The 21,872-nt window shown below is 68.2% G+C and carries 16 protein-coding genes; 12 read left to right on the plus strand and 4 right to left on the minus strand.

Going from position 1 to position 21,872, the window contains the following annotated elements:
* Positions 1 to 114: 114 nt before the first annotated feature.
* From ASG69_RS18310 to ASG69_RS18320, 3 genes are all read right to left on the minus strand, one after another.
* Positions 115 to 639 (minus strand): gluconokinase, encoded by a 525-nt coding sequence (locus tag ASG69_RS18310; protein ID WP_414891357.1) that lies wholly within the window; start codon positions 637 to 639, stop codon positions 115 to 117.
* Between the two features lies 1 nt (position 640).
* A complete protein-coding gene (locus ASG69_RS18315) occupies positions 641 to 2,023 on the minus strand; it encodes a GntP family permease (RefSeq protein WP_027507266.1) in 1,383 nt (460 codons plus the stop codon).
* Positions 2,024 to 2,134: 111 nt separating this feature from the next.
* The gene (locus ASG69_RS18320; RefSeq protein WP_056443089.1) at positions 2,135 to 3,817 is read right to left on the minus strand and encodes an ABC-F family ATP-binding cassette domain-containing protein; all 1,683 of its coding nucleotides are present in this window, start codon (positions 3,815 to 3,817) and stop codon (positions 2,135 to 2,137) included.
* 94 nt (positions 3,818 to 3,911) lie between these two features.
* On the opposite strand from ASG69_RS18320, the gene ASG69_RS18325 reads away from it, so the two are divergent.
* Positions 3,912 to 4,763 carry a Cof-type HAD-IIB family hydrolase gene (locus ASG69_RS18325; RefSeq protein ID WP_056443093.1) on the plus strand — a complete coding sequence of 284 codons (852 nt, stop codon included), beginning with the start codon at positions 3,912 to 3,914 and terminating at the stop codon, positions 4,761 to 4,763.
* 7 nt (positions 4,764 to 4,770) lie between these two features.
* On the opposite strand, the gene ASG69_RS18330 is transcribed toward ASG69_RS18325, so the two are convergent.
* Positions 4,771 to 6,861, minus strand: a complete 2,091-nt coding sequence (locus ASG69_RS18330) for an N-acetylmuramoyl-L-alanine amidase (protein WP_056443096.1) — start codon at positions 6,859 to 6,861, stop codon at positions 4,771 to 4,773.
* Positions 6,862 to 7,084: 223 nt separating this feature from the next.
* Here ASG69_RS18330 and glf point away from each other — a divergent pair, with 223 nt between their 5' ends.
* The 11 genes from glf (at position 7,085) to fadD32 (ending at position 21,852) form a co-directional block, all read left to right on the plus strand.
* A complete protein-coding gene (gene glf, locus ASG69_RS18335; protein ID WP_231476480.1) occupies positions 7,085 to 8,284 on the plus strand; it encodes a UDP-galactopyranose mutase in 1,200 nt (399 codons plus the stop codon).
* Complete coding sequence (locus ASG69_RS18340) at positions 8,281 to 10,173, plus strand: glycosyltransferase (protein ID WP_027507271.1); 1,893 nt, start codon at positions 8,281 to 8,283, stop codon at positions 10,171 to 10,173. The genes glf and ASG69_RS18340 overlap by 4 nt, the downstream gene beginning before the upstream one ends.
* Positions 10,174 to 10,192: 19 nt before the next feature.
* The gene (locus tag ASG69_RS18345) at positions 10,193 to 10,738 is read left to right on the plus strand and encodes a phosphatase PAP2 family protein (protein ID WP_056444193.1); all 546 of its coding nucleotides are present in this window, start codon (positions 10,193 to 10,195) and stop codon (positions 10,736 to 10,738) included.
* Positions 10,735 to 11,640, plus strand: coding sequence for a decaprenyl-phosphate phosphoribosyltransferase (locus ASG69_RS18350; RefSeq protein WP_027507272.1), 906 nt, complete (start codon positions 10,735 to 10,737; stop codon positions 11,638 to 11,640). Before ASG69_RS18345 ends, ASG69_RS18350 begins: the two co-directional genes overlap by 4 nt.
* 49 nt (positions 11,641 to 11,689) lie before the next feature.
* Entirely contained in the window at positions 11,690 to 13,510 is a 1,821-nt protein-coding gene (zomB, locus tag ASG69_RS18355) for a flagellar motor control protein ZomB (RefSeq protein ID WP_321163703.1), read from the plus strand.
* 398 nt (positions 13,511 to 13,908) lie between these two features.
* Positions 13,909 to 14,865: an alpha/beta hydrolase gene (locus tag ASG69_RS18360; protein WP_231476482.1), complete on the plus strand. Its 957-nt coding sequence runs from the start codon at positions 13,909 to 13,911 to the stop codon at positions 14,863 to 14,865.
* A 231-nt stretch (positions 14,866 to 15,096) separates the two neighbouring features.
* Positions 15,097 to 16,956 (plus strand): alpha/beta hydrolase-fold protein, encoded by a 1,860-nt coding sequence (locus tag ASG69_RS18365; RefSeq protein ID WP_056443104.1) that lies wholly within the window; start codon positions 15,097 to 15,099, stop codon positions 16,954 to 16,956.
* Positions 16,957 to 17,096: 140 nt separating this feature from the next.
* The gene (locus ASG69_RS18370) at positions 17,097 to 17,642 is read left to right on the plus strand and encodes a DUF732 domain-containing protein (protein WP_027507276.1); all 546 of its coding nucleotides are present in this window, start codon (positions 17,097 to 17,099) and stop codon (positions 17,640 to 17,642) included.
* 10 nt (positions 17,643 to 17,652) lie between these two features.
* Entirely contained in the window at positions 17,653 to 18,642 is a 990-nt protein-coding gene (locus ASG69_RS18375; RefSeq protein WP_081821493.1) for a cutinase family protein, read from the plus strand.
* A gap of 113 nt (positions 18,643 to 18,755) precedes the next feature.
* Entirely contained in the window at positions 18,756 to 19,760 is a 1,005-nt protein-coding gene (locus ASG69_RS18380; protein WP_027507278.1) for an LLM class F420-dependent oxidoreductase, read from the plus strand.
* Between the two features lie 196 nt (positions 19,761 to 19,956).
* Entirely contained in the window at positions 19,957 to 21,852 is a 1,896-nt protein-coding gene (gene fadD32, locus ASG69_RS18385) for a long-chain-fatty-acid--AMP ligase FadD32 (protein WP_027507279.1), read from the plus strand.
* Positions 21,853 to 21,872: the final 20 nt, after the last annotated feature.

A 21,872-nucleotide genomic window follows, 5' to 3' on the forward strand; every position in this document is an offset into this window, starting at 1 on the left:
CCGAACAACCCTTCCCAGAAAGCCCCCCGACCACCGGTCGGGGGGCTTTCTGCATTCACGGGTCATGCACCGGCATAAGGTCTTTCGCCGTGCCCCCCGCCGGCCGGCATGGTGCTATTGGGAGGCGCCCACTGCCTTCACGGCAGCTGCCACCACCTTCTCGACGCCGTCGACATCCGGCACTCCCGCGCCGTGCTCGTCCGCCTGGAGGTCCTCGAGGGTGTCGAACTGCGACTGCAGCAGAGACGGGGGCATGAAGTGCTTCCTGCGCGACATGCGGTCGAGAAGCGTGTCGTAGTCCGCTTGCAGATGGACGAAGAACAGATCGTGACAGCCCCCGCGCAGCCAGTCCCGGTACCGCCGCGTCAGGGCGGAACAGGCCGTCACCGACGTTCCACCCTCGCCTGCCACTCGTTCGATCTCACCTGCTACCGCGGCGAGCCACGGTCGACGGTCGTCGTCGTTCAGCGGGTGGCCTGCAGACATCTTGTCGATGTTCGCCTTGGGATGAAAAGTGTCGCCCTCGATGAAGGTGCTCCCCAGTGTCGTCGCCAGTGCGCTGCCGACGGTGGTCTTCCCGGTCCCCGACACACCCATCACGACGATGTGTCTCGGAATGCCGTCGGCGTGGTCCGTCACGTCAGAACACCACCCAGAGCAGTGAGGCGAGCGCGAAGACCGCGAGTCCCAATGTCGTTTCCATGACCGTCCAAGTCTTCAGAGTCGTCTTCTCGTCCATGCCGAAGAATCGGCTGACGAGCCAGAAACCCGAGTCGTTCACGTGCGAGAGTACGGTGGCTCCCGCAGCGATCGCGAACACGAGCAGTGCGATGTCGAAGTTACCCAACCCGAGCTCGACCACCTGAGCCGAGACCAGGCCGGCAGTGGTCGTCAGCGCGACCGTCGCGCTGCCCTGCGCGACGCGGAGAGCCGCCGCGATGAGGAACGCCTGCACGATCAACGAGAACCCGAGATCCGACAGCGACTCCGTCAGAGACGCACCGATGCCGCTGGCGCGAAGAACTCCGCCGAACATTCCGCCGGCGCCCGTGATGAGGATGATCGCGCACACCGGGCCCAGGGCGTCGTCCATGAGCGACGTGGCCTTGGAGACGGAGAACCGTCCGGGTGCCAGGACCACGAGTGACAGGAGCACCGTCAGCAGCAAAGCGACGGGTGTCTGCCCCAGGAGAATGAGTGCGTCCGCCCATCCGGCGTCCTCCGAGACGATTCCGGCGGTCTGCAGCGTCGAGACACCGGTGTTCAGGCAGATGAGTATCAGCGGGAACAGGAGCAGTCCGAGGACGGCCAGGAAGCGCGGTGGCGCGACGGCAGGAGCGTCGGGGTCGTCGGCGGCATCGGCGAACAGCGCGGCCGGGCTGGTGACGAACCGGCGACCCAGGCGTGTGCCGACCAGGTAGGAACCGAGGAACCACGCGATGATCGCGACCGGGAGCCCGACGACGAGAGTGACGCCGATGTCTCCGCCCATGAGGTCCGCAGCTGCCACGGGTCCCGGGTGCGGCGGCACAATCGCATGCATGGCCGCGAAGGCGCCGGCTGTCGGCAGCGCGTAGAGCAGGACGGATCCGCCGAAGCGCCGCGCCACCGAGAAGATGATCGGCAGGAAGATGACGAGACCGGCGTCGAAGAAGATCGGGAACCCGAAGATCAAGGCCGCGACGCCGAGCGCGAAGGGAGCGCGCTTCTCACCGAAGCGTGCGATGAGGGTGTCCGCGAGAACCTGGGCACCACCGGTCTTCTCGAGGAGCCGGCCGAGCATCACGCCCAGCGCGACGAGCAACGCGACGTTGCCGAGTGTCCCTCCGAAGCCCGAGAGGAGTGTGTCGGGTACGTCCGCGAGCGGGATGCCTGCGGCGACCGCCGTCACCATGCTCACCAGAACGAGCGACAGGAAGGCGTGGAGCTTCACCTTCATGATGAGGAAGAGCAGGACGGCCACGGCGACGGCCGCGACCGACAGCAGGTAGGCCGTTCCGTGTACCGGTTCCATGATGTCCACGCCGAGTCACCCTTTCGCGTGCCGAGATGTGTCCCGACATTAACGGCGCGACTCGCACGCACGGCGTTGCACGCGCCTCACCGTGTCCGAATCGTCACGTCCGCCGGGGTGTCATCGAGCGCGTGCCACGCGGCCCTCGTCCCACACCGGTTCACCCGACTCGTACACCCGACCGTCCGCCCCGAAGACGAGGAACCGGTCGAAACTCCGAGCGAACCATCGGTCGTGCGTCACCGTGACCACGGTTCCGTCGAACGCGACGATCGCGTCCTGCAGGGAGTCGGCCGACTCGAGGTCGAGGTTGTCGGTGGGTTCGTCGAGGAGAAGCATTGTGGCGCCGGACAGCTCCAACAGCAGGATCTGCAACCGTGCCTGCTGACCACCGGAGAGGTCGTCGTACCTCTGCTCCGCCTGGCGGGAGAGCCCGTAGCGGTCCAGTGCGCGGGACGCGGCCTCCCGTCCCATCCCGTCACGGTGCGAGGTCCCGCGGTGCAGGATGTCCAGCAATGTGTTGCCCTCGAGGTCGGGACGGGTGTGGGTCTGAGCGAACAGTCCCGGGCGGACCCGCGCACCGAGAGTGGCTGTGCCCGTGTGCGGTACGGGTGCCAGGTCGAGTTCACCGACAGGGAGGTGCTCGAGGTCGGGATCGGTTCCGCCGGCCGCGAGCAGCCGCAGGAAGTGCGATTTGCCGGACCCGTTGGAGCCCAGTACGGCCACGCGGTCGCCGTACCAGATCTCCGTGTCGAAGGGCTGCATGAGTCCGGTCAACTCGAGTGACGTGCACACGAGTGCACGCTTCGCGGTCCGTCCTCCCGTGAGCCGGACAGCGACGTTCTGGCGGAGCGGCACCGCCTCGGGTGGGCCCGCCTCCTCGAACTTCGCGAGCCTCGTCCGGGCCGCCTGATAGCGCGAGGCCACACCGTCGTTGAACTTCGCCTTCTCGCGCAACCGCAGTACGAGCGCCTGCAGTTTCACCCGCTCCTCGTCCCACCGCGCCTTCAACTCGTCGAGTCGCGCGTTCCGCTTCTCGCGTGCCTCGGTGTAGGTGGAGAAGCTGCCGCCGTGCACCCACGCGGAGGCGCCGTTGATCCCCGGCTCCAGTGTCACGATGCGAGTCGCGGCCGTGGACAACAACTCTCGGTCGTGGCTGATGAACAGCACCGACTTGTCCGACGCGGCGATGGTGCGCTCGAGCCACCGCTTGCCCGGCACGTCGAGGTAGTTGTCGGGCTCGTCGAGCAGCAGCAGCTGATCGTTGCCCGCGAACAGTGCCTCGAGCACGAGCCTCTTCTGCTCGCCGCCACTGAGCGTGGACGCGGCCCGCCATTTCGCGCGTTCGAACGAGGTGCCCATCGCGGCCATGGTGACCTCGTCCCAGAACGGCTCGAGGTCGTACCCACCGATGTCGCCCCAGTCGGACAGCGCCTGTGCGTAGGCCATCTGGGTCGCTTCGTCGTCGTGCTCGATCATCGCGTTCTCGGAGTCGTCCAGTCGCCGAGCGGCCGTACGGACGGGCTCCGCACACACGGACAGCAGGAGGTCACGCACCGTCGACTCGTCGCGCACCTGGCCGACGAACTGCCGCATCACCCCGAGCGTTCCGGAGCGCGTCACGCTCCCCTCGTCCGGCGGCACGTCACCGGCGACGATGCGGGTGATGGTGGTTTTGCCGGTGCCGTTGGGTCCGATCAGTGCGGTCTTGGCGCCGTCACCGACCCGGAAGGACACGCCGTCCAGCAGTTGGCGGCCGTCGGGCAGGAAGTAGTCGACGTCGGACAGTTCGAGATGGGACACAGGACGTCAGACTACGGCCGGTCGATCGCGTCCTCCACGCCATATTCGTGCGTCGCTGGAGACGTCGCGGAACCCCGTCGGGCAAACTTGACCGATGCAGCCCACACAGCGACCCGTCACTCCCGGCGAGACCGGACGGCCGCGGCTCGTCGCATCGGACGTCGACGGAACGCTCATCGACCACCACGAGCGCGTGACGGCTCGAACGAAGGGCGCGGTGCACGCCGTCGTGGCGGCCGGGGACACCTTCGTGCTGTCGACGGGTCGACCGCCGAGGTGGATCGGGCCCATCGTCGAGCAGCTGGGTCACGCGCCCATGGCCGTGTGCGCCAACGGCGCCGTGATCTACGACAGCGAGAACGACGTGGTCGTGTCGGCGCGGACGTTGAGCGTGACCGATCTGGCCGAGCTGGCCGCTCTTGCGGAGTCCCTCATCGCCGGGTGCGGCCTCGCGGTGGAGCGGGTCGGCCGCAGCGCGCACGACGCGGCGACGCCGCAGTTCGTGAGCTCTCCCGGCTACGAGCACGCGTGGCTCAACCCCGACAACACCGAGACGTCCTCGGAGGAGGTGCTGTCCGCCCCCGCCGTGAAATTGTTGATCCGGCAGTCGTCGATGACGAGCGGGGACATGGCGGCCGCGCTGACGTCCCATGTGGAGCACCTCGCCGACGTGACCTTCTCGACCGACAACGGGCTGATCGAACTGAGTCCGCCCGGAGTGTCGAAGGCGTCGGGACTGCTGGAGATCGCGCGCACTCTCGGCATCGACGCGTCCGAGATGATCGCCTTCGGAGACATGCCGAACGACGTGCCGATGCTGACGATGGTCGGCCACGGCGTCGCGATGGGCAATGCGCACCCTGCTGCGATCGCCGCGGCCGACGAGGTCACCACGAGCAACGCGGACGACGGCGTCGCCCGCGTGCTCGAACGGTGGTGGAGCTAGAGAACGATCAGCCGACGGGCGCTACCTCGGGAGCCGGGGCAGCCTCGGGGGCCGGTGCGGGAGCGTCCACCGGCGCGCCGGCGTTCATCTCCGCGGTGTACGTGTCGGTGAAGGTCTTGACGACCGTCGTCACGATGCCCGTGATCTCGTCGAACGAGAGCGACCCGTTCTCGAAGTCGGACTGCCATCCGTTCGGGATGCGGTACTCGTCGGACGTCGGGAGTCCGAGAGATCCGGACTCCGAGCCCATGGCGACGAACTGCTTGAAGATCTGGCCGAGCACCGAGACCACCTGGCCGGTGGGCGTCGTGTAGATCGATCCGTTGGCGAAGTCCGCGCGGGTCTGTCCCTCGGGTGCGGGGAGCAGTCCGGTCAGGGCGGCGCCGAGTCGACCCGACTCACCGCCCTCGGCGACCCACTTCTGCACGATCGGGTTCTGGACGCCCATCGCGAGGAGTTCGGACACGAGCCCGGTCAGCGTGTTGCCGGGTGCCGGTGACGACGCGTCGACACTCGGGGGAGCGGCGACGGGCGGCGCCACCAGGCCCTCGTCGGTCGAGGTCCCGGTACCGGGCTCCGCCGGTGTCGGGGTGCCGGTCCCGTTCAGGTTGGCTGCCGCGATGGACCGGATGTCGTCCATACGTGCGTAGGCGGCGTCGCCCGGGCACTCGGTGTTGCCGACGTCGCGGTGCGCGAAGATCACCGGGAGATCGATCGAGCGGCCCTGCTGAACGAACGTGTACTGCGTGCCCTCCGACGTCATCGTGGTGGTCCCCTTCGGGTCCAGGCCGGCCTTGCCGAGACGCCACCCGAGGAACTTGCCGGCAGCGTCGAGCGACTCCTGCGTCGGCTGCTCCGAGCTGTAGTCGCCCATCAGCGCGATGCCCATGGTGTTCTCGTTGAAGCCGCCTGCGTGCGCGCCCTCGACGTTGCGATCGAGGCCACCTGCGCGGCCCTCGAACACCTGGCCGTACTTGTCCACCAGCACGTTGTAACCGATGTCGCACCAGCCCAGTGTCTGCGCGTGGTACGCGTAGATCGCCCGGACGATGCCGGCGGACTCGTCCTTGCTGTAGTTGTTGCTGCCCGCGGTGTGGTGCACCGTGGCGCCGCCGAGAGAGTCGTCGTACGTGGGCGAACCGCAGCGCTTCGACTCGTCCGCTCCCCACTGGGCGCGGGTGATCACGGCGGGGCCGGAGCCGTCGACGGGGGTCGCGATGTCACTCAGCGTGCTGTCGGCCGCCGAGGTGCCGGGCGTGATGAGCACGGCGGTCGCGTCCGCGAGGGCGTTCGCGATCGGCTGGGCCCGTAGCGGGCGGGACGACGACGCCGGGACGTAGCCGAGCTCGGGTGCCGGCGCGACGGGATCGGCCGCGTCCGGAGCGGGAGCCGCCTCGGGTGCCGGTGCCGCCTCGGGAGCAGGTGCCGGCGGCTCGACCGGGAAGGCCGGGTCGGCGGGGTTCAGCACGGCGCCGGCCGGGACGGTGGGGCTCAGCAGGAACTGGACGCGCTTGGTCAGGCCCACGTAGATGGGCTCCGTGCCGTTGGCGACGGCGGGCACGTCCGAATCGGTGCGACCGGTGTCGATGGACTGCGTCTCGTTCCACGGACCCCAGGAACCGTCGTCGAGCTGGGCACGCACACGGGCCACCGCAGAGCCGAGCTGGTCGGCCGTCAGCGCGACCATGCTGAAGGGGGTGTCCTGGGACACCTCCTTGACCACGGCGCCGTCCTGCGAGCCGTCCACCTCGGACGGCGCGGGGGCTGCCGGATCGGTGGGCGACGCGGCGGGCACCTCGGGAACCGTGAGTCCGGGGATGGACGGGATCTCGAAGGAGTCGGGCAGCGACAGATCGCGCAGCGACCCCAGGTCGATGTCCGGCAGATCCAGCCCGGTGAGTTCCTTCACGGGGATGACGATGTCGGGTGCGTTCGCGAGCGCCAGCTTGGCGATCTGCGTGGGAACGACGGTGGTCGTGTCGTTGGCCGCGCGCACTCCGGTGGTGCTGTCCCCGACGGCGTAGACCACGACAGGACTCGTGACCGCGAGTGCGGCGACGACACCCAGAATCAGTGACGGCTTCGGTCGACGGTGCAAGACGATTTCTCCCCTGGTAGACGTTGCCCCGCGATCACCGTCACATGTGACGGATGTGACTCATGTGATAGATGATGCGCAACAAGCGCCACACTAACCACAGAAACACCAACCATCAACCTCAAGTAGAGGGTTCGGCCAGGTGTTCGAACGATTCGCCCGCCGGGAGGGTCGACGTGCGGGTTGCGGGACGACTACACAGCGTCGGATACCCTGGTCACCCGTGACTGATACTTCGCGAGGACGGTACGACCTGATCGTCGTGGGGTCCGGTTTCTACGGCCTCACGATCGCCGAGCGGAGTGCCGCGGAACTGGGAAAACGAGTGCTCGTGCTCGACCGGCGCTCCCACATCGGAGGCAATGCCTACTCCGAACCCGAGCCCGGTACCGGCATCGAGATCCACAAGTACGGCGCCCACCTCTTCCACACGTCGAACGAGAAGGTGTGGGAGTACGTCACTCGCTTCACCGAGTTCACGGGCTACCAGCATCGCGTGTTCGCCCTGCACAAGGGCCAGGCGTACCAGTTCCCGATGGGCCTGGGCCTGGTCTCCCAGTTCTTCGGCCGCTACTTCACTCCCGCCGAGGCGCGCGCGCTCATCGAGGAGCAGTCCAGCGAGATCTCGGTCGAGGACGCCGCGAATCTCGAGGAGAAGGCCATCGCGCTGATCGGCCGCCCGCTGTACGAGGCGTTCGTCCGCGACTACACCGCCAAGCAGTGGCAGACCGATCCCAAGGATCTTCCCGCGGGCAACATCGCGCGGCTCCCGGTCCGCTACACCTTCGACAACCGCTACTTCAACGACACCCACGAGGGTCTGCCCGTCGACGGCTACACCGCGTGGCTCGAGAACATGGCGAAGAGTGACCTCATCGAGGTCCGTCTGGACACGGACTGGTTCGACGTCCGTGACGAACTCCGGGCCGAGAGCCCGGACGCGCCGATCGTCTACACGGGACCGCTGGACCGATACTTCGACTACTCCGAGGGCGAACTGGGTTGGCGCACACTCGACTTCGAGACCGAGGTGCTCGACACCGGTGACTTCCAGGGCACCCCGGTGATGAACTACAACGATGCGGACGTGCCCTACACGCGCATCCACGAGTTCCGGCACTTCCATCCCGAGCGCGACTACCCCGCGGACAAGACGGTCATCATGCGCGAGTACTCCCGGTTCGCGGAGTCGGGAGACGAGCCGTACTACCCCATCAACACTCCCGACGACCGCGCGAAGCTGGCGGCCTACCGGGCTCGCGCCAAGCAGGAGACGGCCGAGAACTCCGTCCTGTTCGGCGGCCGACTGGGCACCTACCAGTACCTCGACATGCACATGGCCATCGCCAGTGCGCTCACCACGTTCGAGAACACGTTGCGCCCCCACCTCGAATCCGGTGCTCCACTGGGTGATTCGGCGTGAGCGAGGACCAGTTGCTGGGGCGGTCGCTGCTCCAACGCATCCTGCTCCCGCGCGCCGGTGAGCCGCTCGACGTCCGCACCCTGTACACGGACGAGGCCCGCACCAACCCGCGCCGCGCGCATTCGCTCTCTCGCACCTCGGTGTCCATCGGATCCGAGTCGGAGGTCTCCTTCGGCACGTACTTCAACGCGTTCCCGGCGAGCTACTGGCGACGGTGGAGCACGCTGGATTCCGTCGTCCTGCGGGTCGAGCTGATCGGCCACTGCCGCGTCGACGTCTACCGCTCGAAGGCGGACGGGTCCCGGATCCACGTCCAGGGCGGCGACACCGACGACGCGACGACGGTCGACGGCGACGTCACGACTCTCGAGTTCGTCGTCGAGCTCGGTCCCTTCGAGGACGGCGGATGGATCTGGTTCGACGTCACCACGGACACCGACGTCGAGGTGCGGTCCGCCGGGTGGTTCGCACCCGTCGACGCGCCCGGACGCGCGTCCGTGGCCATCGGCATCCCCACGTTCAACCGGCCGACGGACTGCGTGAAGGCGCTGACGGCGATCGCGTCCGATCCACTGGTCATGGCCGTCGTCGACGCCGTCATCGTGCCCGACCAGGGCACCCGCAAGGTGCGCGACGAGCCCGGATTCGACGATGCCGCGGCCGCGTTCGGTGATCTCCTCAGCATCCACGACCAGGCCAACCTCGGTGGATCCGGCGGATACAGCCGGATCATGTACGAGGCACTCGAGAACACCGACGCCGAGCACATCCTCTTCATGGACGACGACATCGAGATCGAGCCCGACTCGATCCTGCGGGCGCTCGCCATGGCCCGCTTCGCGAAGGTGCCGACACTCGTCGGTGGCCAGATGCTCAACCTGCAGGCACGAAGTCACCTGCACGTGATGGGCGAGAAGATCGACACCGGCATCTTCATGTGGGGTGGCGCCCAGAACGTCGAGTACGACCACGACTTCGCCGAGAAGCCGCTCCGCGAGTCGACACTGCTGCACCGCCGGATCGACGTCGACTACAACGGCTGGTGGATGTGCCTCATCCCGCGGGTGGTCGCCGAGACGATCGGTCAGCCGCTGCCGCTGTTCATCAAGTGGGACGACGCCGAGTACGGACTGCGAGCCCGCGAGGCCGGGTTCCCCACGGTGACTCTCCCGGGGGCCGCGATCTGGCACATGGCGTGGAGCGACAAGGACGACGCCATCGACTGGCAGGCGTACTTCCACCTGCGCAACCGCCTCGTGGTGGCGGCGTTGCACTCCCCGGGTTCCGCCCGCGGCCTCGTGGTGAACACCGTCAAGGCCACGATGAAGCATCTGCTGTGCCTCGAGTACTCCACGGTCGCGATCCAGAACATGGCGATCCGCGACTTCCTCGCCGGCCCCGAGCACATCATGGACATCCTGCCGACGGCGCTCGCCGAGGTGCACCGGGTACGCAGGCAGTACCCCGACGCCGTGGTCGTCCCGTCGTCGACGCTGCTCCCGCCGGCCAGCGGCGCGGACGTACCCGCCGTCGCCGAGCCGGTCGGCGCCGTGGCCAAGGTGTCCCGGCTGGCGAAGGGCCTGATCCACAACGCCCGAGGTGCGCAGCGGCAGCACCACGACCGTCCCCAGCTCAACGTGCCCACGCTCGATGCGCGCTGGTACCTGCTCTCGCAGGTCGACGGTGTCACCGTCACCACCGCCGACGGACGCGGCGTCGTGTACCGCAAGCGGGATCCGAAGATCGCCTCCGCGCTGCTCGGAGAGGCGCTCTCGCTGCGCCGCGAGTTGGCGTCGCGCTTCCCCGAGCTGTCCGACCGGTACCGTCGCGCCGTGCCCGAACTCACCAGCAAGGAGCGTTGGGAACGTGTCTTCTCCTATCCGAACTGACAACCTGGTTCGAACCGACCTGCGGGTCCTCACCGCGGTGCAGGGCAGCGTCGGGTCACTGCCGGGCGCCGTGCGTGTCGCTCGGGGGATGTCGCACTTCGGTGAGCACGCCCTCGGGTGGATCGCCATCGGCGGTATCGGTGCCGTGGTCGACTCGGCGCGGCGCGAGCAGTGGGCGTCGGTCGCGGTCGGTGCCGTCGGTGCGCACGCGGCGTCGATCGTCGTCAAGCGCATCTCGCGGCGTCGGCGCCCGACCCATCCGTCCGTGCGCGTCGGCGTCTCCACGCCCAGCCGGTTCAGCTTCCCGTCGTCGCACGCGACGTCCACCACGGCCGCGGCGCTGCTGATCGGCCGCGCGAGCGGTCTGCCCGTGGCACCGGTGCTGGTGCCCGCGATGCTGGTGTCGCGCCTGGTGCTCGGTGTTCACTACCCTTCCGACGTACTCGTGGGCTCCGCGCTCGGCGCGCTGTCCGCGGCGGCGACGGTGCGAGCCGAGAAGAACGCGGCGGTCCGATTCGGCCTGACCGGCGGAGACGCAGCGGCCACGACAGCAGGAGCAGCATGAGCGAGGAACCCGCCGTCGTCGGCGCGCCCCCGAAGAACCTGGCCACGGGCATCGTCAAGGCGGTGCGCCCGCGCCAGTGGGTCAAGAACGTGCTGGTCCTGGCGGCGCCCCTGGCTGCCGGCTCGGTCACCGAGAGCTCGGTGCTCCTGCCGGTCGCGCTCGCGTTCCTCGTCTTCTGCATGGCCGCGTCGGGCATCTATCTGGTCAACGACGCGATGGACGTCGAGGCGGACCGGGCGCACCCCACCAAGCGATTCCGTCCCATCGCGGCGGGTGTCCTCCCGGTCAACCTGGCCTTCGCGATGGCGGTGGTGCTGCTCGGCGGCGCGATCGGGCTCTCGTTCCTGGCCAACTGGAACCTCGCCGTGGTCATGGGCGTCTACATCGCGGTCCAGCTCGCGTACTGCTTCGGCCTGAAGCACCAGGCGGTGCTCGACATCTGCATCGTCTCGTCCGGCTTCCTGCTGCGCGCGATCGCGGGCGGCGTGGCGGCCGACATCCCGCTGTCGCAGTGGTTCCTGCTGATCATGGCCTTCGGATCGCTGTTCATGGCAGCCGGCAAGCGGTACGCCGAACTGCAGCTCGCCGAACGCACCGGCGCCAAGATCCGCAAGTCGCTGGAGAACTACACCACCACCTACCTGCGGTTCGTGTGGACGCTCAGCGCCACGGCCGTCGTCATCTGCTACGGACTGTGGGCCTTCGACCAGGACGCGAAGAACGGCAGTTCCCTCTTCGCCATCTCGATGGTTCCCTTCACTGTCGCTATCCTGCGGTACGCAGTGGACGTGGACGGTGGCGAAGCGGGCGAGCCCGAGGAGATCGCACTCGGGGACCGGGTGCTCCAGATGCTCGCCATCGTGTGGATCGGAGTGGTGGGTGTCGCTGTCTACCTCGCATGAGGAACTGACAGAACGTACCGGCGACGAGCAGTCGCGGGCCGAGGACCGGGTGGGAACGCCCGGGTGGGCCCGAGCGACCGGCGTCGCCGGTATCGCCGTGGTCGCGGTGCTGACCTTCTGGGGCGCCTGGGACCGCCGTTGGATCGCGGACGACGGACTGATCGTGCTGCGCACGGTCCGCAACCTCCTGGCCGGCAACGGGCCGGTATTCAACGCGGGCGAGCGCGTCGAGACCAACACGAGCGCCGCCTGGACCTACGTCGTGTACGCCTTCTCCTGGCTCAGCGGTGTCCGCCTCGAGTACGTGGTGCTGACCATCGCCCTCGTGCTGACGACGGCGGCCGTCACGGTCGCGATGATCGGCACGGCACGCCTGTACGCCGGGCGCGCGGTGCTCGTGCTCCCCGCAGGAGCGCTCGTCTACATCGCCGTACCGCCGGCACGCGACTTCGCGACGTCCGGCCTCGAGTCGTGCCTGGTCATCTTCTGGATCGCGGTCCTGTGGTGGCTGATGCTCCGGTGGGCGGACCGACGGGTGGAGAACCCGTCGACGGCACTCGTGCTCGTCATCGCGTTCTGGGGCGGACTGTCGCCCCTCGTCCGTCCGGAACTCGTCATCGTCGGCGGCCTCGCGCTCCTCATGCTCGTCGTCGCGACGTCGGGATGGATCCGCCGCGGCGCCGTCGTCGTGGTCGCCGGTCTGCTCCCGGTGGGCTACCAGATCTGGCGCATGGGCTACTACGCGCTGCCGTACCCGAACACCGCGGTGTCGAAGGACGCCGGCGGTGCCAAGTGGGCGCAGGGTTCGACGTATCTGTGGAACCTCGTGGGGCCCTACGCCCTGTGGGTGCCCGCGGTGCTGGTCGTCGTGGCCGCGGCACTGGCCGCCACCCGGATCGGGCCCGGTGCGGCTCGCCGTGGCGAGGCGCCGAGCGGTCTCGCCGGACTGGTCTCGCGGATCCGGACGCCGAGCGCCGTGGTGGTCTTCGCGCTCGTGTCGGGTCTGATCTCCACGGTGTACGCGGTGCGAGTTGGCGGCGACTTCATGCACGGCCGCACTCTGCTCCCCGCGCTGTTCCTGCTGCTGCTCCCGGTCGCCGTCGTGCCGATCCCGCTGCGGCGCGGGATCGTGGCGCTGGTGTCGTGCGTCGCGCTGTGGCTCGGCGTGGTCGTCTGGGCGGTCTTCGCGGCCACCACCACCGGCATGCCGCAGGGCACGACGGTCGGGCGTAGCGGCATCGTCGACGAGCGGGCCTTCTACTCCGAGAACACCGGCCACCGCCATCCGATCCTGGCCAGCGACTACCTGGACTACCCGCGCATGCGGGCAATGGTGCAGACCATCGAGAACACGCCGGACGGCGGTCTGTTGCTGCCGTCCGCGCAGTTCACCTACTGGGACGTGGTGCCGCCGCCCCTGCCGATTCCCGAGGGCGGCGACGAGCACGTCGTCTACTTCCTCAACTTGGGAATGACCAGCATGAACGTGGGGCTCGACGTCCGGGTGCTGGATCAGATGGGCCTGGCGTATCCGTTGGCGGCGCACACGGAACGGCTCGACAACGGCCGCATCGGACACGACAAGAACCTGTACACGGACTGGGTGGTCGCGGACACCGGAATGGTGGACGTGCATCCCTTCCTGCCGTTCTATCTGGACGAGGAATGGGTGGAGCAGGCGCAGGTCGCGTTGACCTGTCCGGAGACGCAGGAACTGCTGACGTCCTACCGTTCGGAGCTCACGCGGGCCCGATTCGTGCAGAACTTCAAGCACTCGTTGGATCTCGCGGGGTACCGATTCGACCGGGTGCCGAAGTACGAAATACAACGGTGTAATTTGGAGATGCCCCCGGAGCGGCCCGCATCGTGACGATGTGCGGCAAGTGAGATCCGCGTCACAGTGAGATCACCGGGTCATGGCGTTTCGGTGTCGTGAGTATTCCGATTTCGACGTCCCGGCTGGATTCCGGCATCTCGTTTGTGTAACGCTGTCTCCGTCGGCGGAGATATGTGTAGATGATGTGCGTCGACGTGCAGGATCGCCCGCGGGGCGATCGTGCGCGGAAGACGAGACCGATGGTTCAGGTTCCGAGGTCTTCCTCGGAGCGTGACCGGATATCGATCGACGAAGCGGTGCGGCCGTCCGGCTGCACGGAACTGTGAGAGGCCGAATGTATGCGTGACGGGTCCGTTACCGATGTCGCTGGTGACGACAGCGCTCTGCCGCGTAAGGCTTCACGCCTGCGCACCCCCCGAGTGGGCCGACGTATGCGTCAGGCCCTCGTCTCCGTCGTGATGGCCGCCGCCATCCCCCTCGGCCTCGCGGTCGTGGGCACCGGAGCCACTGCCAACGCCGAGATCCGTGCCGGATTCGACGTCTGGTCCGACTCGTCCATGGGTCCGATCAAGAGTCGCGTCTGGCGCGCCGCCGACGGCAACACGTCGAAGGTCGTGTACCTCCTCGACGGTCTCCGCGCGACGCCGGACATCAGCGGCTGGGAGCACGAGACCAATGCGGGCTCGTTCCTCTCGGACAACAACATCAACGTCGTCCAGCCGGTCGGCGGTGAGTCCAGCTTCTACACCGACTGGTACGCACCGTCGAACTTCAACGGCCAGCAGATCACGTACAAGTGGGAGACGTTCCTGACGCAGGACCTCCCCAACCGTCTCGCAGCGGGTGACCTCGGCTTCTCGCGTCAGAACAACGGCATCGTCGGTCTGTCGATGGGCGGCAGCGCTGCGCTGACGCTCGCCGCGTACCACCCGAACCAGTTCAGCTACGCCGGCTCGCTGTCCGGCTACCTGAACATCTCGGCGCCCGGCATGCGCGAGGCCATCCGCGTCGCGATGCTCGACGCCGGTCGCTACAACGTCGACAGCATGTGGGGACCGCCCTGGAACCCGGCGTGGCTCCGCAACGACCCGTTCGTCTTCGCGCCGCGTCTGCGTGACAACGGCACGCGTGTCTGGGTCTCGGCCGCCAGCGGCCTCCCGGGCAACTACGACCGCCCGGGCTCGCTGCTCGACTACTACAACACCGCCAACGGCATGGGCCTCGAGGCTCTGGCGCTTGCCAACAGCCGCGCGTTCCAGGTCCGCATGGCCTCGATCGGCGCCAACAACGTCACCTACAGCTTCCCCGCGCAGGGAACGCACCGGTGGGGTTACTGGTTCGATCAGATCGTGCAGATGATGCCCGACCTGCGTGCCAACATCGGCTGAGTCAGCTCGGTAGTCGACAGCCCCGGCCCTCGCTTCGGCGACGGTGTCCGGGGCTGTCGCATGTTCTGAGGCGACTCCAGTAACATTTGCACCACCAGTCACAGCGAGTCTCCCCGAGACCGTCGTCGTGACCGTGTAGAACAAGATCGGCGGCACTCTCGACGTACCGGACCTCTCCGGCACGCCGACGGCCCCGCACAGTCTGACGTTTCGAGGAAGCGAGTCCCACACATGCGAGTTCCGAACGGCCGGAGAGCGCGGATCCTGTCCGCCCTGGCGGTCACGCTGGTTCTTCCGCTCGCAGGGGGCCAGGCCGCCACGGCGGTCGCGTCTCCGGTCCACGCGGCACCTGTCCAGGCAGCGCCGCTGCGCGCGCAGGCGGATGCCGGCGCCACCGTGTCCGCGGTCGACTGGATCACCGACCGCCGTGTCGCGGTGTGGGTGAACTCGCCGTCCATGGGAGTCCCGATCCAGGTGCAGCTGCTGCTCGCGCGGGACTGGAACAAGAACCCGCAGGCCACGTTCCCGTCGGTGTGGATGCTCGACGGCATGCGCGCGACCGACACCGAGAACGGCTGGACCGCCGAGACCGACGCCGAGTCCTGGTTCGCCGACAAGAACGTCAACGTCGTGCTGCCCGTCGGCGGTCAGTCGAGCTTCTACTCCGACTGGGCCGAGCAGAACAACGGCCGGAACTACAAGTGGGAGACGTTCCTGACCAAGGAGCTCCCGCCCATTCTCGAGCGTGACTGGCGCTCCAACCAGACGCGCGCGGTCGCCGGTCTCTCCATGGGCGGCACCGCCGCGATGACGCTCTCGGCGCGGAACCCGGGCTTCTTCCGATTCGCCGGATCGTTCTCCGGCATCCTCAGCACCACGACGCTCGGCATGCCGCAGGCCATCGGGTACGCCATGCAGGACGCGGGCGGCTTCGACGCCGGTGCCATGTGGGGCGTGCCGTCGAGCGAGCTGTGGGCTCAGCACGACCCGTACGTTCTCGCGGAGAAGCTGAAGGGCATGAGCCTGTACGTCTCGAGCGGCAGCGGTACCGCCGGACCGTACGACCAGCAGTCCGACATCCCCGGCATCAGCACCAACTACGCCGGCATGGGTCTCGAGATCCTGTCGCGGCTCACGTCGCAGACTTTCGCGACCAAGCTCAACAAGCTCGGCATCCCGGCCTCGATCAACTACCGGCCGTCCGGAACCCACTCGTGGCAGTACTGGCAGTTCGAGCTCCGCCAGGCATGGCCGCAGATCGCCACCGCCCTCGGCGTCGAGGTGGACAAGCCCGCGTGCAGCGTCGGCGGGAACATCGGCGGCACCGCGAGCGCCAACGGATGGCTCGGCGACTGCCTCACCTCCGAGTACGACGTCGCGGGTGGGCGGGCACAGGACTTCCGGTTCGGTCGCATCTTCTCCTCCGACGGGGGCACGCACGTCGTCGCCGGTGCGATCGGTGGCGCGTACGCGGCCAACGGTGGTCCGGCCGGCGCACTGGGCATGCCGCTGTCGGGTGAGCTCGGAACCCCGGACGGCCGTGGACGCTACAACTCGTTCCGCAACGGAATGGTCTACTGGACCCCGCAGACCGGTGCGCACGCAGTGCGCGGCGCGATTCTCGACGAGTGGGCCCGCCAGGGCTACGAGGGTGGGCCGCTGGGCTACCCGCTGCGCGACGAGGTGCAGACCCCGAACAAGCCGGGTGCGGTCCAGGGCTTCGAGATCGGTGCGATGTACTTCTCGCCCGACACCGGTACGCACGCCGTGATGGGCAAGATCATGGAGAAGTACGGCCAGCTCGGGTGGGAGAACGGGGCCCTCGGCTTCGCGAAGACCAACGAGGTCCCGGTCCGTGACGGCGGTCGTTTCACCGAGTTCCAGGGCGGCAACATCTACTGGTCGCCCGCGACCGGCGCGTGGTCCATCCTCAACGGCCAGATATTCGACGCGTGGAAGAGCGTCGGGTACGAGAACGGTCGCCTGGGATACGTCACCAGCGATCAGTTCGACATCCCCGGCGGTGTCCAGCAGAACTTCCAGAACGGCTTCGTGACGGTGCGGGACGGCGTCGTCCAGATCGTTCCCTGACCCGACACCGGGCGGTGCCGACACGGTGGGACTTCGCCCCGCGGCCGGCCTCCGGCCTTGCCGCACACAGAGTCCTCTCAGACCGTGCCGGTACCGTCCGCTGTCAGTTGCCGTGCCCCGATGACAGTAAGGACGTTTTCGTGACCTCGAGGTTCGCCACCACCGTCGCTCCCGTGATGCTGGCCGTCGCGGCCGGTGCTCTGCTCACCGCGTGCGGCGGCGACGACTCCTCAGCCAGCAGCACGCCGTCCCTCACGTCGAGCGCCACCGCCGCTGCGACCACGACGGAGGCGCCGACCTCCACGTCCGCGTCCGCCACGTCGACCTCGCCTGGTGCGACCACGAGTCCGGGCGCGGCGGCGACCGCTCCCGACGAGGCGGAGCCGGTGCCCAGTGGCTTCCCCGGCCCGACCGAGGTGCCGATCGACGCCCGTGGAACCGCGTTCCTCGACGCTCTGAAGTCCCGCGGCGTCACGGTGGCCGGCAACGGCGACATCGCCATCGGCACGGCGAGCTACATCTGCGCCGCCCAGTCCGAGGGTGTGGCGGACGACCAGGTCCTCACCTTCGTCACCGCGAACGTCGGTGCCGAGGCGTCGGCGTCCGGTGCGACCATCAGCGCCGAGGACGCGTCGCGGACCGCACAGACGTACGTCGACGTCGCGCGCTCGACGTACTGCGGATAGGCGGCGCCTCGTGACACGATCCGGTCGGCCCGGGCCGCCGCGTCGGCGTTCGGTGGCGCGCACACTGCTCGTCCTGCTCGCGGTCGCGCTCGTCGTCGTCCTCGTCCTGCTGTTGCTCTGGTACCTGCTCGCGGGTCGACTGACGACACCCGGTCCCGGTGAGCCGCAGGTTCCCGGCGCCGAGCCGCCCACCTCGCAGCCGGCGTCGTGCCCAGACGTGTTCGTGCTCTCGGTGCCGGGCACGTGGGAGTCGAACGCGGCGGACGATCCCTACGCTCCCACCGCGAACCCGATCTCGTTGATGCTGAACGTGACTCAGCCGCTGCAGCAGCAGTTCGGCCCCGAGCGCGCCGAGGTCTACACGGTTCCGTACGTCGCGCAGTTCTCCAATCCCATCGCGTTCCCGCCCGACGGCCAGGCCTCGTACAACGTCAGCCGGTCGGAGGGCGCCGCGAAGGCGAACGAGATCCTGGCGCAGCGGTCCTCGGAGTGCCCGCTCACGTCCTACGTGCTCGCAGGGTTCTCGCAGGGAGCAGTCATCGTCGGCGATCTCGCCGCGTCGATCGGCGCAGGGGCGGGTCCGGTTCCGGCGGAGCGAGTCCTCGGCGTCACCGTCATCGCGGACGGCCGACGCGACGGCACCAGCGCGCAGCAGATCGGCCCGCCGGTGGACGGCGTGGGCGCGGAGGTGGCTCTCGGCGGTCTCGACGTACCCGGAATCACCATGACCGGTGCCCGCCAGGGTGGGTTCGGTGCGCTCGCCGATCGGACCTTCTCGATCTGCGCTCCCGGCGACCTCATCTGCGCGGCGCCGCCCGAGGCGATGTCGCTCCGCAACATCCCGTCGTCGCTGACCGCACTGGCCGGTGCGGCGGGTAATCCGGTGCACGGCAACTACGCTCGGTACGTCGTAGACGACGCCGGCACCACCGCCACACAGTGGACGGCGAACTGGGCGGCGGGGCTCGTCGCGTCGGCTCCGACGCCTGCTCACAGCTGACGGAAGGTGCTGCGCGGGGCAACTTTGGTCTCGAGCCGGTAACGGTTAGAGTGGCGAGTCGGCTTCGACTCCGGCCACCGCACCTTCCCTCGACGCTGCAGGAGAGAAAATTCATGAGTTCTGCCGACGCCGCGGCCACCACTGCGCCACTGCGCACGTTCCGCTTCGCGGCAGGCGGTGAGGGCAACCCGGACGAGGGCGGCGCACGGCGTTTCGTGAAGTTGGCGCAGAAGGCGGAGGAGCTGGGTTTCGACAGCTTCATGATTCCCGACCACCTGGGCAACCAGGTCGGCCCCATCGCCGCGCTCGGCGCGCTGGCCGTCGCCACCGACAAGATCCGCCTCGGGACCGCAGTCCTCGCGAACGGTTTCCGTCACCCGGCGGTGCTGGCGAAGGACGCGACGACCATCGACCAGATCTCCGGCGGACGGCTCGAGCTGGGCATCGGTGCGGGCTGGCTCAAGGAGGAGTACGACAAGGCGGGCATCGCCTACGAGAGCCCCGGTGTGCGCATCGAGAAGCTCGACGAGTCGCTCACCATTCTCGACACCCTGATGCGTGGGCAGGAGTGCCACTTCCAGGGCAAGCACTACCAGGTGAACGGGTTGCAGGGCAGCCCGCGGCCGCGCCAGGGCCCCCGGCCTCCCATCGCCGTGGGCGGCGGCGGCCCGAAGATGCTCGCGATGGCAGCCAAGCACGCCGACATCATCTCCCTGGTCCCCAGCACCACGCGCGAGGGCAAGCTCAAGCTGTCCGAGATCACCATGGAGAAGAGCATCGAGCGCGTCGAGCTCATCCGCGCCGCTGCGGGCGACCGGTTCGCCGACATCGAGCTGAACTGGACCATCACGACCATCCTGATCTCGGACGATCGGGAGCAGACGGCGGAGATGGTCATCGGTGCGCTCGACAACGGCTTCCCGCCCAACATGGAGGTCGACACCCGTCTGACCGTCGAGCAGATCCTGGAGTCGCCGTACATCGCGATCGGGAGCTTCGAGGAGATCGCGGACCAGATCCGGAACGTGCGGGCCCGGACGACGATGTCGTACGTCGGTGTCTTCCCGACGCAGATGGACGCCTTCGCTCCGGTCATTCCGCTGCTGGCGGGAGAATGACGGTCGTCGCTCGGCGGGTCTGTACCATGCTTGTGGTTCTCGCTGTCACGATCGGTGAGCGGGACCGGTGAGACTTACCGGTGAGTAAGATGACGACGCTCGAGAACGAGCGCGTGCATCCAGCAGACCGCGCCCACATCAGAACTGGGCGGTGTCGTGTAGCCGGCGGTGTCGCACTGCTTCGGAGGAGAGAATGATGAGTAACTCGTTCGACGATTTCGTCGACGACACCGGCAACATCGTGATCCGCGAGGATCTGACGCTGGTCCGCCACGTCGAGCAGAACGTCGCGGACAACGGCGACGACCTGGCCTACCGCTACGTGGACTACTCGCGGGAGCGCGACGGTGAGGTGCACGAGCTCACCTGGTCGCAGTTCGGTGCCCGTCTGCGCGCCGTGGCCGCGCGCCTGCAGCAGGTGACGTCGCCCGGTGACCGCGTGGCGATCCTCGCTCCGCAGGGCCTCGACTACGTCGTGGCGTTCTTCGGTGCCGTCTACGCGGGCACCATCGCGGTACCGCTCTTCGATCCGGACGAGCCCGGACACAGCGACCGCCTGCACGCCGTGCTCGACGACTGCTCGCCGTCGGCGATCCTCACCGCGACCAACTCGGCCGCCGGTGTACGCCAGTTCTTCCGCGCTCTTCCCGCGGCGCAGCGCCCCCGCATCATCGCGGTCGACGCCATCCCGGACAGCGTCGGCGCCACCTGGACCGAGCCGCCCACCGACATCGACGCGATCGCGTACCTGCAGTACACGTCCGGATCGACCCGCGTGCCGGCCGGTGTGGAGATCACGCACCGCGCCGTCGGCGTCAACGCCCTGCAGATGGTCGACGCGATCGAGCTGAACCACGACTCGCGCGGCGTCACGTGGCTGCCGCTGTTCCACGACATGGGCCTGCTCACCGTGATCCTGCCGGCGCTGGGCGGCAAGTACATCACCATCATGAGCCCGCGTGCCTTCGTGCAGCGGCCGTGGCGATGGATCAAGGAACTCGCCGCCGTGTCCGACGGTGCCGGCACGTTCGCGGCTGCACCGAACTTCGCGTTCGAGCACGCGGCACAGCGCGGCCTGCCGAAGAACGGCGAGTCGCTGGACCTGTCCAACGTCATCGGCCTGATCAACGGCAGCGAGCCGGTCACCACCACGTCGATGAAGAAGTTCAACGACGCGTTCATGCCGTACGGACTGCCGAAGACGGCCATCAAGCCGTCGTACGGCATGGCGGAGGCGACACTGTTCGTCTCCTCCACCAAGCACTCGGACGAGGCCAAGGTCATCCACGTCGACCGCACGGAGCTCAACTCCGGACGTGTCGTCCAGGTCGCCGAGGGAACGCCCAACTCCATTCCGCAGGTGTCGTGCGGCTACGTCGCACGCAGCCAGTGGGCTGCCATCGTCGACGCCGACTCCGCGTCCGAGGTTCCCGACGGGCACGTCGGTGAGATCTGGCTGCACGGCGAGAACATCGGCAAGGGTTACTGGGGTCGGGAGAAGGAGACCTCGGAGACCTTCCACAACAAGCTGGTCTCGCGCCAGACGGAGAACAGCCACGCCGACGGTGCGGCCGAGGGCGCGAACTGGATGCGCACCGGCGATTTCGGTGTCTACGTGGACGGCGAGCTCTACATCACCGGTCGCGTGAAGGACCTGGTCATCGTCGACGGCCGCAATCACTACCCGCAGGACCTCGAGGCATCCGCCCAGGACGCGAGCACGGCGCTGCGCCCCGGTTTCGTGGCGGCCTTCGCCGTGCCCGCGAACCAGCTTCCCGACTTCGTCTTCGAGCACGGCGGCGCCGGACTCACCCGAGACCCGGGTGACTCGTCCGAGCAGCTGGTCATCGTGGCCGAGCGGGCGCCGGGCGCCGGCAAGGCGGATCCGCAGCCCATCGCGGACACCGTGCGTGCGGCGATCTCGACTCGCCACGGCGTGACGGCACGCGACATCCTCCTGGTTCCCGCCGGTTCGATCCCGCGTACGTCCAGCGGCAAGATCGCGCGTCGGGCCTGCAAGGCGGCGTACATCGAGGGCACGCTGCGTGGTGGCTACCAGCAGACGGCGTTCCCCGACAATCCCGAAGACTGATCACCCGACGCGGGTAGTTT

This window comes from Rhodococcus sp. Leaf225, assembly GCF_001426145.1.
Lineage (GTDB): Bacteria > Actinomycetota > Actinomycetes > Mycobacteriales > Mycobacteriaceae > Rhodococcoides.